The sequence below is a fragment of the Sphingobacterium sp. genome (assembly GCF_032065005.1).
Lineage (GTDB): Bacteria > Bacteroidota > Bacteroidia > Sphingobacteriales > Sphingobacteriaceae > Sphingobacterium.
On sequence record NZ_DAMBMM010000005.1, the window covers coordinates 183,877 to 198,171 of the forward strand.

Consider the following 14,295-nt stretch of genomic DNA (forward strand, 5'->3'; position numbering starts at 1 on the left):
TTTGCAAGAATTTTATAAATTCTTTAGCTTGTATCGATTAAATGACCGTTAGTGTTTTTTTGCACTAAACCTCAATCGAAGTAGAGACTTTAAATATAGTGCAAAAATTTCAATCAGGGCCTACCTGCCTTGTTTTCTTACAAAACACATATAACTGTTACACAGTCCAAAACAAATAAAGCTTCGCTTTTTCTATAAAAGAAATTCTAATCTTTAAAACATCCTTTCTAAACGTTTCCTGTTTTATTTTTTTTAGTCAATACCGCCACTTCCTGCCAACTAATTCCACGGATTTCCACTTTCCCGTACCGCTTCGATTTCCATAAGACTTTTGTTGCGAAAGCCCACACGGGGTGGGAAGGCAATAACAATATAATTCAGTTAAATCATGGAAAAACAAAGCAAAAAAATATTGATGACAGGCGTCCAGTTACTGTCGGCATTACCTCCTGTAGATTCTGAACAATCAGTGAAGAATCTGTACGTCAATTAAAAAAACTAATTGTCATTCTCTATCGAAGATAGAGGACCTGTTCGCTGATACAATCTATGATGTTTTGATTTTGATTTTCTGTTTCTCCGAGATGCTTCGAATGAACCTCAGCATGACAAGTCTGTTAGAACTGCGATTCTACCCATTGAGGTCCAAATTATTTACCAGAAGAATATTTTTATCCGCCATAAATCCCCAGCGGGGATGAATTATTTTAGTATGGTTGGTAAACAATATAGGGGTAATGCAAAAACGATGTTCGATTAATCGAACATCGTTTTTGCGCGACTTCTAGGCTAACGTGCCATGTCTGCTAAAATAATGGAACCCCAAAAGGGGTTCTATATTTAAAAATAATAGAGCTAATTTATTTTCATTGCCAACTTGCTGCCATCTCTTTTCGATAAATTAAGTCCAAATTTTTACTTCTCAGCATGACAAAATAATATTAGGATATCCCAGCGGGCACAATGCCTTGGGGATTCTCTTGGTCTGATCCTGCTGGGCGATGTCATTAAGTTAACGTTTTTTGTACTGAGGTTCACCCGAAGCATCTCAGAGAAATGCGAGCCTCCAAACTCAACGGCGGCCGTTGTTGAATTGACGAACAGTTCTTCAATCTTCGATTGAAGATGACAAAACCCCTAGAAGGAGAACCGTACATATTCTTCACTAATCGTTCAGAATTGGAAATGAATTCAGTAGGGATTTTCAGAAAAATATTTCACCCACACAGTGGGTTATCCGATTAACGATCCGTTTTTCTACAAAGATGTCACCCCTTTCAGGGGTTCCCATTTTATACAAACAACCATCCTTCCGCAGGAAGTCCTTTAGCAACCGGCTCATTTCCAGTGGCGGAAAAATGGATAGAATGCCGTTGACTTGCGCGATGGGATTGGCCTTTGAATGCTTTCAATAGATCATCCCATTAAAAGGGATGATCTATTGAAAGATATTCCCGACAACAAGGCATTCTATCCATGTGTGGGAGCCCGTGCGAAAAGCCACCTTAAATGGGCCGAAGCCTTTTGGTTACTTTTGGGCTTCAAAAGTAACGTAGAACCTAAATTTTGATTTTTCTTAACTTAATGACATTGCACGCTGGGAATGGTTCAGCCCCACAAACCGCAGACACTTACCCTGAACCTTCTCCGGATCGAACCAAAATTGATCCCTGCGGTGCATGTCCGCCATACCCTGAGCCCTTCCCGGAACATGCAATTATTCGAATCCCGAGCGGGCACAATGCCTTGGAGATTCTCTTGGTCTGATCCCGCTGAGGTTGGTTCAGCCCCACAATCCCCAGACACTTACCCTGAACCTTCTCCGGATCGAACCATAAATGATGCCTTCGGTGCATGTCCGCCATGCCCACAGCCCTTCCCGGAACATGCAACATTTCGAATCCCAAGCGGGCACAAAAAAAGCCTCACATTTCTGTGAGGCTTTTTTTGTGAACTTGCTGGTACAAAACTCGAACCTTTTATTGGAAGATTTGAAGAGATTAAATCAGTTGAAAGACACCCAAATTCAAGCAGGTTTGGATACAAAAAAAGATACTCTAATCAAAAAAACTGGTGTTCAAAGAAAAATTTGAGACTAAGAAAATATGCTTGATCGAAGAAAAAATTTTATAACATTAGCTAATGAATCTTTCTATCTCGAACCGGAAAAAGTCGTTAGCTTGTTGTTTGTAAACATCAAACTGAGAGGTCGCCTTTACATTTCCAAATTGATCAATATAAAGGTTCTTCAGTTGATCATCAGCTTCCAATCTTGAAACTAAATTTACACTCAAACCAATTTTAGTTAAAGCAATTGTGTCTTGATTGGTCGTTCCATAAGTGTACAAGTTATAGTCATTCAAGCTAATTAAATTGTAATCATATAAAAAAGCTATGAACTTACTAATCTTGAAACTTACAAAATCATCTTCAATTTTAAGCTTCACAATAGCCAAGTTAATTAATTCTGTGTCGCTTTTTGTTGTAAGATCAACATAACTTGGTAGCGAGAATTTTCCATTTTCTTTTTCTATTGATACTTCACCGTAGGTACTGCCGAAATATGTGTTGGGAGTATTTTCACGAATTCTTCTTTTGAAATATTCAAATAGCCAGTTTATATTCTGATTCAATGCACGCTTTTGGGCAACAGTTATGTAGCTTTCATAATATCTCTGTGCTGGCGGAAATTGTAGACGAGAAAACTCGTGGTCAGTTATAATATCAAGATTGCCAACAACAAAAAGTTTTGCAATTTTCTCCATCATGGTCAAACCAAGCCATTGAGGATCATTATTCATTTGGGTTATACCATTGGAAATTCTCGAAGTAAGAGTGTTTATTTGTGAGTAAAAAGAAGATATACCTGAATCTATTAAATTTTGCTTTATACGTTCCATTTCACTTGATGGCTCTGTACTTAAAAAGCTCTCATTCAATTGTATCGTCTGGCATTTTACTTTCTTTTCTTCTTTGTTAGGTCCTTTGATGGAATCAATATCAAATGCAGACAATGTCGGATTGTCTACTTGATCCCGAAAAGCGAATGAACGAAGTAGCTCAATTTTTGAACGCATCTTACTATTGGCTTTATTGTAACGTTCCGTATTAACAAAGTGGGTTGTCGGCAGAAGCTTACTTAAGTTATTACTATTTGCACTGAAAATCTGGTTGAGTCGATTGACCCTCCCAATTAAGTTTGTTAGCTCTTTCCCATATAAAGATCGGGTATTAAAAATAAATAGATTGTCTATGGGCAGATTCATTCCTTCAAGAATCACCATGTTAGCAACTACATATCTTATCTCGGGAATAATAGTGAACTTGCTTTCAAGATATTCCTTAATAAGGTCAGGCAACTTACCATGCAAATATATTATTCCATATTTCAAGAAGTCAACACCGTAAAATTTCTCATGAACTTCTGATTTTAATATTCTAATAACTTCTATCAAATCTGACGAAAGGGAATTTAACTGACCATTTTTTGTTTCTAAAAAAACAGAAAGTTCTTGGCAGAAATTCTCTATTTTAATAGGACGATAATGATAGATGAAATTCTTCGCAGTCGAAGCATTGAAAACATAACTTAAAGGACTATTGTCATATCCAACTTTATAATGAGTGTTAACAAATCGATTATACTTTGTGATATCACCATTTAATAAGTACTCATAAATTTCGGGCTCTTTGACATTGAAAGCAATTCTATGTTCGCTAATACTTTGTTTGTCGTTTACACGTAAATTTGAAACATCGTCAACCAAAGGTGATAAATAAACAACCTTCTGAAGTTCATTTCTATTTCTATTTCTTCTCAAAAGTCGTGAAATCAAAATACTTCTCTCATCTTCCTTAAGGATATTATGGGCTTCATCAACGAAGATTAAATCAAAGGATAAATCACTATTTTTGCTTAATAGTCGTAAAGCCCTTTCTTGCGTAAAAATAGCTATGAAACTATTTTGACCTTGATACATCTCGTCATGTATAACAATTTTTTTTCCAATATTAGAACTACGTATCATCCTATAAGTCTGCATTAATAGCGACTTTGTAGGGACTATTATTACTATCTTGATATTATCATGATTACTTTTTATAATGTACTCAATTATAACCGAACTCTTTCCGAATGAAGTTGGTGCTATATATCCTATGTCAGATGACTGACTGTTTAGCAATTCTATGCGTTCGACATGCTGATGTATAGTTTCTATATGTGTATCTTTTTTGAACCTTTCAACTTCAAGATCCAATAAAATATTGTCTAATTTGTCAAAATCTGACTGCTCCAAAATTGCCTTCGTTATCGGATAAAAACCGAAATTAGATGAGAAATCAAGAAGGGGCATGAAGTCATTATAGCTAATTGAGTATTTGAGAATTATATAATACGAAAATTCTGCAAATGTTTTTAAACGCTTGTCTTTATTGTAGGTTTTTAAAAAGAGTATAGCACAACTTAGAATGTATGCCTTTTCATTCTCATCCAGCAGTTGATTTACTGTGAGTTTGTGAATTATATCTTTGAATATTGGAATTGAGTTAATCTTTGTCAATTCTCGTTTAGAGATGCTTTCCATAGATTAGGAGACAGATAGGTAAGTTAAAAAAGCTTGAAGAGATTTCTTAGTAACACATATTACCTTTATCCTCTTAAAATCAAGTGCCTCTACTAAGGTTTTTACTTGACTTTCAAGATTAACAAGGTCACTCGCAACCCAAGCGCCGTCTAAAAATATTGTCGATCCGGGAATGATATTAAAATCTTTAACATCATAATAAACTCCCTTCAAATACTGATCGGAAAGAGCTTTTATATTTTGCCTTACAGTAGTCACAGCTCCAACATCTATTTGGCTCGCATGTTGATACGCATTTTGCCAAGGATTATTATTCGCTTTCCCTGCAACTTTATCTTTCAGGTCAGAATAAGCTTCTCTGATTTTGGCAGGATGGCTAATGGTCTGGGTAGTAATTGAACCTGATTTACTTTCAAAAATCCATTCTTCTCCATTTAGAAAATAGTATCCGTCGAATCCCTTTTTTATAGATTGTTCTTCAAGATTGAAGTACAAGAACTGTGGTTCAAATCCGATTTCATTGAGATATTGATGTACAATAAATTCAGCAATAGCTCCTAATTCAGTTGTTGTACCTCTCTTTGATCCCAAAAAATTCCTTAATCTCAATTTAACTAGAGACAAATCCGTTCCCGAATTCCCTTCACAAATTTTAATAAACTTTGCATCAAAGCATTGTTTGAGGTCATCATCTATATCTTCAATATCAACAATATGTAATTCATTACTGTTGCCAAGTTGCAACACATGGGCAGATTTGAATGGGTTGATATAGGCTACTGTCATAATGGCTTATATTATAATAAGCTCCAAGATAATAATCTTTTGTTGTACATTGATAATAGCTACTTAATTTTCACTTCCTTTTTCAAAACAGATGATTAATGATATGAAAAATGCATTGGTATAAAATAGTGTATTTTGCAAATTGGACTTTCCATATATGTGAAAAATCTTCCCCTACTTCGTCCTGTCTCATGAAAAAAGCTCGGTACTAATCGTAAAATTTGGAGAGGCATATTGGCTTCATTTTAAACCTTTAGTACTATGAGACACCTATTACACAAAATCGTCTCCGACATACAGAAACAGGAACGTAAATTGTCGGCTGCGGCTTCGAGTTTTATGGACGAGGCATACAGGATGACGGTCTATCTGAAAGAGCTTCTTGGGGACATCAAAGAAGATATAATAAACGAGGGCTTCAAAACATTAGAAGACGAAATTCTTTTCTTTAAGCAGATAAAACCGACCGTTCTTGGCAAACTCATCTATTACAACAAAGTGTTCAGAATAGAAACTGCATGCCCTGCAAACAATGGAAATATGTATGAGAGCTATTTTGCCATGCACCTGCGTGAATTGAAACTGGAATATACGGAGCATGTCTGCAATTCCGATTTTTACCGCTATTACCGTTCCGGCAGAACAGACCGAGATGAACAATACTTTACACTTGGCAAAATCAACTGCTATGACGGATTGAATAGCTTCGTGTTTGAAATTGATACAAAATTTTCAACATACTTTGATTACAAGGTGGCGAAAATCATAGCCAACGAATTAATCTATAATTACCTAACTACTAAGCTAAGCCCCGAACAAAATCCCGATGTCCTGCTACAGCATGAGGAAACCAAAGATGTTTTTTGGACACAGTCGAAAAATGCCCTTATCGAATTGATTTATGCGCTCTACGCCTGCGATGCCATTTCCCATGGGAAAATAGGCATCCGCAAAATCAGTATGGTATTCCAAATCCTGTTCCGTGTTTCGCTAAACGACATCCATAACAGTTTCCACCGGATGAAGACCCGTGCAGGCTCACGGACATTGTTTTTAGATCAACTCAAATATAGCTTAGAGGAATATATGGACAGGGAAGACAACCTATAAATTTTTGTCATCTATTTCCATCAAAAAGGACAGCATCAATCGGTGTTGTCCTTTTTTGTGCATTTGCCGATATGTGTCTATCGGCAAATTGGTCGAATGGCGTACCGAGCCATTACCGAAAAGTGTGGAAAGGCCCTAAAAACAGCACTTTACATGAATTGTAAAAAAATGAAAAAAGTGCCTTTTTGATAGACACGTATCGGACGACAACCTGCGCCAATCGCTCCAATTTTGTGGTGTTAGAAATCATTAAAAAGTATTGTTATGAACATCGACAGAATGGAATTTATCGCATGGATGGAACGTATCATGGAGCGTTTCGATATTTTGAAAGAGTACGTCCTAAACATCAAAAAAGAACGGCACAGCATAGACGGCGAAGAACTATTGGACAACCAAGACCTGCTCCTCATGTTGAAAATCAGCCACCGCTCTTTGCAACGATACCGCTCCACGGGCAAATTACCGTATTACACCATCAGCGGAAAGTTGTACTACAAACTATCGGATGTACACCAGTTCATTAGGGAAAGTTTCAAAGCCCCCATACGGCGTACAAAAGAAAATCCCGGACAAACACCGCCGTCCAAGGACGGGTAAATAGATTGGGGAGTCATAAGGAGTACTTTCGGACAATGTAAATTTTAAAAAAATCAATATCATGAACGAACAGACAAATGAAAATCTACAGCAATATCCCGAACAGCTTTCGGATGTGCTGTTGGTGATGGACAAGGAGAAAAAGAAAATCCAAGCCGTCACGGGTGTTGACGAAAACGGCAATCTGAAAACCGTTGATGCCACCAAGAAAAACCAAAGCCAATTTATGCGAGTTGACAGAACCGGAGATTTGTTTACAAATTTCTTCTCCAACTTTTGGCGACAGCTTAAAGACCCGACCCATTTCTCATTTTTCAAAGTACCTGCAAAGGAAGCGGTGGAAACCGCCAAAGAAATGCAGAAACAGGTCGATGCCCCCACCAAAGAGGGCGAGGCTGTCATGGCAAAGCACGAGGTCAAAGAGCCAAAGGAGCAACAACAGGAAACCAAAAAGGAGGTGGAAACACCACAGGTAACACAGACAGCACCGGAAACGCCGGAGAAAAACGAATACCGTTTTAAGGCAGAAGACGTTGACTGGAAAACTTTAGAGCAACTTGGTGTGAAAAGGGAAACGCTCGAAAAAATGGGGGCAATGGACACTTTGCTAAAGGGCTACAAAACTAATTTCGTAATGCCTGTAAGTGTCAATTTAGATACGGTAATTCTCCGTTCAGATGCAAGGCTCGGTCTTCAAAGCGGTGCGGATGGAAGGGCGGTATTTATGATGTACGGTGTACGCCATGAGCCGAACCTCAAAGCCCCTTTCTTTGGTCACGAGTTTACCAAAGAGGACAGGGAAAACTTGCTCAAAACCGGAAATATGGGGCGTGTAGTGGAATTGACCAACCGTAAGACAGGCGAAAAGATACCGTCCGTTATCAGTATCGACCACCTAACGAACGAGGTTATCGCATTCCGGCAAGACAGGATAAAAGTACCCGATGAGATTAAGGGCGTAAAGCTGACAGAAGACCAAAAACAGGATTTGAAAGATGGTAAAGCCATTTATTTAGAGGGGTTGGATTTTAAGAACAGTACGAACAAAAATGCCTATGTACAGTTCAATGCCGACAAAAAATATCCAGAGTACCTTTTTGGCGACAAAGCACCCAAGCAAACACAGGAAAACGACCCGAAAATGTTCCGAAATAAAGTGTTCACCGATGAACAGTATAAACAACTCAACGAGGGTAAAACCCTTTACATTTCGGATTTCAAAGATGGGCAAGGACAGCCGTATAAGGGGTATGTTACTCTGAACAAAGAAACGGGAAAATATGATTTCAGCTTTAAGAACCCCAATGCGCTGAAAAATAAGGCACAGCCTGCCGAGGCGCACAAAACACAGGTTGCCGTAAATTCCAACGGGAAAACCAACGAAGCAACCAAGCACATCAACGAGCCTCTGAAACCGGAGCAACAAACGCCGAAAAATAAAACACAACAGCAAGGGCAGAATGACCCCAACCTTCCGGCTAAATCCAGAGGGGTAAGAAGATAATACCATCAAAAAACATTTTTCTTTGGAAAATCCCCTTTCACAGAATACGAAGGGGTTTCTCAAAGAGAATTGTTCATCACATAATCCATTAAAAGAGATAATATCATGAAAGCAATCATTGCAGAAAAGCCAAGTGTAGCAAGGGAAATAGCTACCCTGTTGGGAGCGACCGAAAAACGGGATGGCTACCTCACAGGGAACGGCTATGAAGTTACGTGGGCATTGGGGCATTTGGTCGGACTGGCGATGCCCGAAGATTACGGGGTATCGGGCTTCCAAAAGGAAGCCCTGCCCATATTGCCCGACCCTTTTTTACTGACGGTACGAAAGATTAAAAAGGACAAAAGCTATGTTCCCGATAATAGGGCATTAAAACAGTTAAATATTATCGAACAGGTCATCGGCAGATGCGATAGTATTATCGTGGCTACCGATGCCGGACGTGAGGGCGAACTCATATTTAGATACATTTACGAGTACCTAAAATGCCGTAAACCGTTTGAACGTCTATGGATAAGCTCGCTCACGGAAAAGGCGATTAAACAGGGTTTTGAAAACCTAAAAGCCGGAAGCGATTTTGACGGGCTGTACCGTGCCGGACAAGGGCGGAGCAAAGCCGACTGGCTTGTGGGCATCAATGCCTCGCAGGCATTGAGTATTTCGGCAGGGCGTGGCGTTTACTCGCTTGGTAGGGTACAAACGCCAACGCTTGCCCTTATCTGTAAGCGGTACTTGGAAAACAAAGACTTTGCCGTCAAGAAATACTTTCAAATCCAGTTGGAACACCGCAAAGAATTTACAGACTTTAAGAGCCTGTCAAAGACCAAATGGGATGATAGAGAACTCGCTGACGATACGCTGAAATCCATTCAACGTAATAGAACGGCTACCGTTACGACAGTCGAGAGTAACACGGTTAAGGAGCAACCGCCTTTGCTGTTCGACCTAACGGGATTGCAGAAAGAAGCTAATAAAAGAGCATCCTATACTGCCGAGGAAACGTTGAACATTGCCCAAAGCCTATATGAAAAGAAATTTATCACGTATCCCCGTACAGGGAGCAAGTACATCCCCGAAGATATATGGTCGGAAATCCCTGCACTGGTAAGGAATTTGGAAGCACGGGCTTCCTGCAAAAAAGCGGTCGGAAAAGTGAAATGGGGTCGTTTCAATAAGTGCATCGTGAATGACGTAAAGGTCACAGACCACCACGGTCTGCTGATTACCGAAAAAATACCGTCCGAACTATCTGCACACGAAAATGTTATCTATGATATGATTGCGCACCGCCTGTTGGAAGCCCTTTCGTCTGCCTGTACCAAAGAAATAACGGACATCGGATTGCAGGCTCTACATTATGATTTTACACTGAAAGGGTGTAAAATCATAGAAGCCGGCTGGCGTGGCATCAAAGAAAAATTCACAGATGAGGACAGCGAATCTGTGCAGGAACTGCCGGAATTAAAGGTCGGCGATGAGCTGAAAATCAAAGAGGCATCCGTACTGGAAAAGAAGACCAAACCGCCTGTGCTTTACACCGAGGCAGGTCTGTTGTCCGCAATGGAAAATGCCGGAAAGGAAATTGATAACGAGGACGAACGGAAAGCCCTAAAAGACATTGGCATCGGTACACCTGCCACAAGAGCCTCCATAATCGAAACGCTTTTTAAGAGGGATTACATTAGGCGTGAAAAGAAATCCCTTATTCCTACCGATAAGGGATTGCAGGTTTACGGGGCAGTAAAGGACAAAAAGATTGCCGATGTAGCCATGACCGCCGAATGGGAAATGGCATTGCAGAAAATTGAAAACGACGAGGCGGATGCAGGTGCTTTTCAGCGTGAAATGGAAACCTATGCCACTTCCATTACACGGGAACTTTTGTACACGGGCATTCCCCATGAAAAGCAACCCGAACTGACCTGCCCCAAATGCAAGTGCCGTCAGCTATTGATTTGGCACAAAGTTGTAAAATGCCCCGATGAGGCTTGTGGTTGGCTTCAATTCCGTATTGTTTGCGGAGTGCCATTAAGCCTTGCCGATATAGAAAGTCTTTTGACCAAAGGAAAGACCAACCTTATCAAAGGCATGAAAAGCAATTCGGGCAATAAATTCAATGCCTATATCGTCATGAACGACAAAGCCGAAACCTCCTTTGAATTTGAAAACAGGAAACCAAAAAGGAAATAAATGTTTTGTTTTTTGGACGGCATACAGCGTGAGGGATAGAAGCGACATCCTTTTGCGGTCCTCGCAGATCCGCAAAAGATATAGCGGATAGCCCGACCCGTCTGCATTTTTTCGATAGCCTGGGCATGGGGATAAAATGCAGACGGTGGCACGCCCAAACCCTACTTTTCGTCCTGCTCGTCCATTCTCTTGATAAGTTCCTCTCGAAGCGCATCAAGGAATTTAGTACGGTTCATCTTCCGGTTTCTCAACTCCAAATAGGTCTGATAAAAATTACCCAAATCAATATCAAATGTGCTTTCAAAATATTGAGCGACTTCTCTTATGTCGTTGTTCCCTTTGTCAAATACATCTTGATAGTGCAAAGCATAAATCAATTCTATCAACGCCACTTTGCTACCCGTCCATTTCAATTTTTTAAAGGCTTTCGGTTTGTCTTTTTGGAATTTGTTATACAACTGGTCTTCGATGTAAACCTGTATCAAATCGTTGGCTATTATCTTGGCGACCTTGTAATCATGCGAAGTGGAAAAGGACTGGTCAGACTGGAAATAATAAGTATCCAACCACAGCTTTATATCATGTTTGCCACGTACAAAAAAACTTTCGTCAAGAAAGGAATTGTTGCTACGGTAATACTTATAAAAATCGAGGTTGTTGTCAAAGAACCTTTTTAGTTTTTTCAACTCTCTATTGAGGTACTTTCTTATGGGCTTTGCACCATAAGGCTTCTTTGTCTCGATTTTGTAAATAGCATTGTAATAAATGAGTTTGGCAACAATGGTGGGTTTTTGATATTTAAAAAAGCGGATTTCTTCGTCAACATTCTTAAACCCTTTTTTTAAGATACGCTCCTTTACTTCGGACAGGCATTCCAAAATCAGATGTATAACGGCTTCTATGCGTTGTATGGAGCAATCGGCTTCAATTTCCAATTCATTGATTGCCGTTTCCAGATTATGGAATATTTCTTTGAAATAATTATTCATATTTTGTTAATTATTGTTTGTTCTATTTAATAGATAAAAATTCTAACTAATGAATTACAAGCAATTCATACACAGAAAAAATCAAGACGGAATTAATCCGTCTTGATTTGTGAAAAAATAATTAGATTACACCTAATTGAACTTTTGCTCCCATAATATGATTTTCGTCATTAGTTTCTAATGCGAAATACCCATATGCCAAGGCTGATGCAGAAGCTCGTTCTATAGCTTGTTCATAAAGTTGCCCCCAAGTTCTACCACCTTGATTTTCATAAGCTGTAATTAGCTTTCGAAGACTTGCCTCTCCGAAAATAGTTACATGTCCAGAAAAATCATTCGCTGGATCTCCTAAGTGGGCTGTTGACCAGTCAATAATACCTGCGACAATACCATCCTGTGAGGTAAGTATGTGTCCTGCATATAAATCACCATGAATAAACTGTGTAAAATCTGGCCATAGTTTATCGTTATCTAACCATTTTTTATAGCGTAATTCAAGCTCTGAACTTATCCCTATTTCTGATTTTACCGTTTTTAATTGATTATCAATCTCTGGTCTTAAATCAGACGGCTTCATAATCTTCAGATGATTTTTAATCACTTCTTCTTCTGTAATATCATGTAACTCTACTAAAGATTTCGCTAATGATTGTATATAGTTTGGACTGTCTTTATCCATATTCCAAACCATACCATAAGTTTCCGCATCAACCGTAAGTGCAGGTTTTTCTTTAATTAGTGGATAGGCTATTAATTTTGGAGATGTAATCTTCCAATCGGGAACTTTAACAGATAGGTGTTTTTTTACAAGATGTAAAATTCTCTTTTCCTTATCTATTTGTTCACTCATATCATTCCGCCGAGGAATACGAAGTAACCACCTCTGTCCTTTATTATCTATAGCGAAACCTACCCTAAAGTCGATACCCATTTCATTAAATCTTATATTTTCTGTTAATAACAGTCCATGCTCTTCTGCAAGTATTTGAATATCCTTGATTGTCATTTTTTTCTATTTTTGCATCTATCCCATTTAAACGGTATAGATTATTATAAATTAATTCTTATTAACTAATTGCGATATTTCACCGCTTATAATGTTACTTTTTCCGACATCCCTTTTAGATTTACCAATTTTCATTAACATAGGCGATAAAAAGGAAACTATTCCAATTAGTATTGTTATCGAACCTGAGAGTAAAAACGAATTTGATATTCCGATTTTTTCAGCTAATGCACCAGTAAATAACAAACCTACAACCGATGGTAAAACAGCTAAGCTGTAGTACATAGAAAACACTCTTCCTAACATGTTAGAAGCGATTTCCAATTGTATAATCGTTGTAAATGAGGCTGAAAATATTGATAGTGAAATACCAGCCAATATGGTAATTACAGCATATCCTATAAACCATGTGGATGGTAACAAGCCACATAATAGAAAAGAAGCTCCTAATAATATATGCATGGAATTAACCATAATGATTTTTTTAGTTTTTATCTTAGCTAAACCTAAAACTGCACCTCCTAATAGCATTCCTACAGACCAAGCAATTTCGATCACACTCATTTCCCATTTACCCCCATTGTAATATTCAGTTGTTAATAGAGGAAACATAATTGCAGTTGGCATAATGAAAAATGTAACCATCATTGCGTATAAGAAAAGTAGAGCTAAACCTCTCTTCGCTAAAACATTCTTGAAACCATCTTTCCAATCTTTCAAAATGTAACTTATTGAAAGCTTTGTATTTGTTTTGATGTGAGGAATATGCACAAATACTAAAGATACAATGGCGATAATTGCTCCAAGTATATCTAAGTATAAGACGGTGGAAATAGACAAGTAAGTGATAGCTAAAGTTCCAATTGCTGGACCAGCTATTCCACTCACCGAATGTATTACTTGATTAATTCCTGCTATCCTAATCAATTCTTTTTTTGGCACAAGAAGTGGAGCTATAGTCTGTATTGCCGGAGAGTGGAACGCATTTCCAACAGAACGTAAACCCAACATAAGATAAATCCAATTGATATTTGCTGTTTCATTTCGTAGAAGAATGCTCATCGTTAATGCGCACAGTGCTAAAAAAATATCAGACATTATTAAGACCTTTTTACGGTTCCATCTATCGATAAAGACACCAACAAAAGTCCCTATTATAGCTTGTGGGAGCATTCCTGATATCCCTGCAAAAGCCAATACCTCAGCCGACCTATGCTCTAAACTCAACCAAATAATAATTGAAAATTGAACGGCATTGCTGGTCAACATAGATATAAATTGTCCAGACCATATAAATACATAGGTCTGTACCCATTTTCTATTTTCCATGAAAATTAATGAAATAGTTATACAACAAAAAAAGGAAGAGCAATACGATGATTGTCTTCTAAGAAGGGAAGTGTACTAAAGTAACACTTGGATTAGTTATTCCAAGGCTTAGCCATCATTGCTGTATTTGAATAGTTCATGGTACAAAGTTATAAAAAATACTGTTCGTTAAAACGTTATGAATAAAAAAGTTCA

9 protein-coding genes are annotated in these 14,295 nt (G+C 38.4%); 4 read left to right on the top strand and 5 right to left on the bottom strand.

Annotated features, from left to right (window positions below; translation table 11 throughout):
* Positions 1 to 2,135: 2,135 nt before the first annotated feature.
* A complete protein-coding gene (locus RT138_RS10330) occupies positions 2,136 to 4,586 on the bottom strand; it encodes a DEAD/DEAH box helicase (RefSeq protein WP_313190624.1) in 2,451 nt (816 codons plus the stop codon).
* 3 nt (positions 4,587 to 4,589) lie between these two features.
* The gene (locus RT138_RS10335) at positions 4,590 to 5,372 is read right to left on the bottom strand and encodes a hypothetical protein (RefSeq protein ID WP_313190625.1); all 783 of its coding nucleotides are present in this window, start codon (positions 5,370 to 5,372) and stop codon (positions 4,590 to 4,592) included.
* A 261-nt stretch (positions 5,373 to 5,633) separates the two neighbouring features.
* Here RT138_RS10335 and RT138_RS10340 point away from each other — a divergent pair, with 261 nt between their 5' ends.
* The 4 genes from RT138_RS10340 to RT138_RS10355 all read left to right on the top strand — a co-directional run bounded on the left by RT138_RS10340 (position 5,634) and on the right by RT138_RS10355 (position 10,776).
* Positions 5,634 to 6,482, top strand: coding sequence for an RteC domain-containing protein (locus tag RT138_RS10340; protein ID WP_313190626.1), 849 nt, complete (start codon positions 5,634 to 5,636; stop codon positions 6,480 to 6,482).
* Between the two features lie 264 nt (positions 6,483 to 6,746).
* The gene (locus RT138_RS10345) at positions 6,747 to 7,082 is read left to right on the top strand and encodes a helix-turn-helix domain-containing protein (protein ID WP_293885519.1); all 336 of its coding nucleotides are present in this window, start codon (positions 6,747 to 6,749) and stop codon (positions 7,080 to 7,082) included.
* 61 nt (positions 7,083 to 7,143) lie between these two features.
* On the top strand, positions 7,144 to 8,586 hold the full coding sequence (locus RT138_RS10350; protein ID WP_313190627.1) for a DUF3945 domain-containing protein: 1,443 nt from the start codon (positions 7,144 to 7,146) through the stop codon (positions 8,584 to 8,586).
* 105 nt (positions 8,587 to 8,691) lie between these two features.
* Positions 8,692 to 10,776 carry a DNA topoisomerase gene (locus RT138_RS10355; RefSeq protein WP_313190628.1) on the top strand — a complete coding sequence of 695 codons (2,085 nt, stop codon included), beginning with the start codon at positions 8,692 to 8,694 and terminating at the stop codon, positions 10,774 to 10,776.
* A gap of 161 nt (positions 10,777 to 10,937) precedes the next feature.
* Here RT138_RS10355 and RT138_RS10360 read toward each other — a convergent pair whose 3' ends face one another.
* The 3 genes from RT138_RS10360 to RT138_RS10370 form a co-directional block, all read right to left on the bottom strand.
* Positions 10,938 to 11,765: an RteC domain-containing protein gene (locus tag RT138_RS10360; RefSeq protein WP_160370905.1), complete on the bottom strand. Its 828-nt coding sequence runs from the start codon at positions 11,763 to 11,765 to the stop codon at positions 10,938 to 10,940.
* 121 nt (positions 11,766 to 11,886) lie between these two features.
* Positions 11,887 to 12,771, bottom strand: coding sequence for an Mph(E)/Mph(G) family macrolide 2'-phosphotransferase (gene mph, locus RT138_RS10365; protein WP_045754347.1), 885 nt, complete (start codon positions 12,769 to 12,771; stop codon positions 11,887 to 11,889).
* Positions 12,772 to 12,822: 51 nt separating this feature from the next.
* Positions 12,823 to 14,100: an MFS transporter gene (locus tag RT138_RS10370; RefSeq protein ID WP_149914632.1), complete on the bottom strand. Its 1,278-nt coding sequence runs from the start codon at positions 14,098 to 14,100 to the stop codon at positions 12,823 to 12,825.
* Positions 14,101 to 14,295 lie beyond the last annotated feature (195 nt).

Bases quoted from the DNA above. Each gene is read 5' to 3' on its own strand.
- RT138_RS10330 (WP_313190624.1), bottom strand. From the start codon at position 4,586: ATGGAAAGCATCTCTAAACGAGAATTGACAAAGATTAACTCAATTCCA.
- RT138_RS10335 (WP_313190625.1), bottom strand. From the start codon at position 5,372: ATGACAGTAGCCTATATCAACCCATTCAAATCTGCCCATGTGTTGCAA.
- RT138_RS10340 (WP_313190626.1), top strand. From the start codon at position 5,634: ATGAGACACCTATTACACAAAATCGTCTCCGACATACAGAAACAGGAA.
- RT138_RS10345 (WP_293885519.1), top strand. From the start codon at position 6,747: ATGAACATCGACAGAATGGAATTTATCGCATGGATGGAACGTATCATG.
- RT138_RS10350 (WP_313190627.1), top strand. From the start codon at position 7,144: ATGAACGAACAGACAAATGAAAATCTACAGCAATATCCCGAACAGCTT.
- RT138_RS10355 (WP_313190628.1), top strand. From the start codon at position 8,692: ATGAAAGCAATCATTGCAGAAAAGCCAAGTGTAGCAAGGGAAATAGCT.
- RT138_RS10360 (WP_160370905.1), bottom strand. From the start codon at position 11,765: ATGAATAATTATTTCAAAGAAATATTCCATAATCTGGAAACGGCAATC.
- mph (WP_045754347.1), bottom strand. From the start codon at position 12,771: ATGACAATCAAGGATATTCAAATACTTGCAGAAGAGCATGGACTGTTA.
- RT138_RS10370 (WP_149914632.1), bottom strand. From the start codon at position 14,100: ATGGAAAATAGAAAATGGGTACAGACCTATGTATTTATATGGTCTGGA.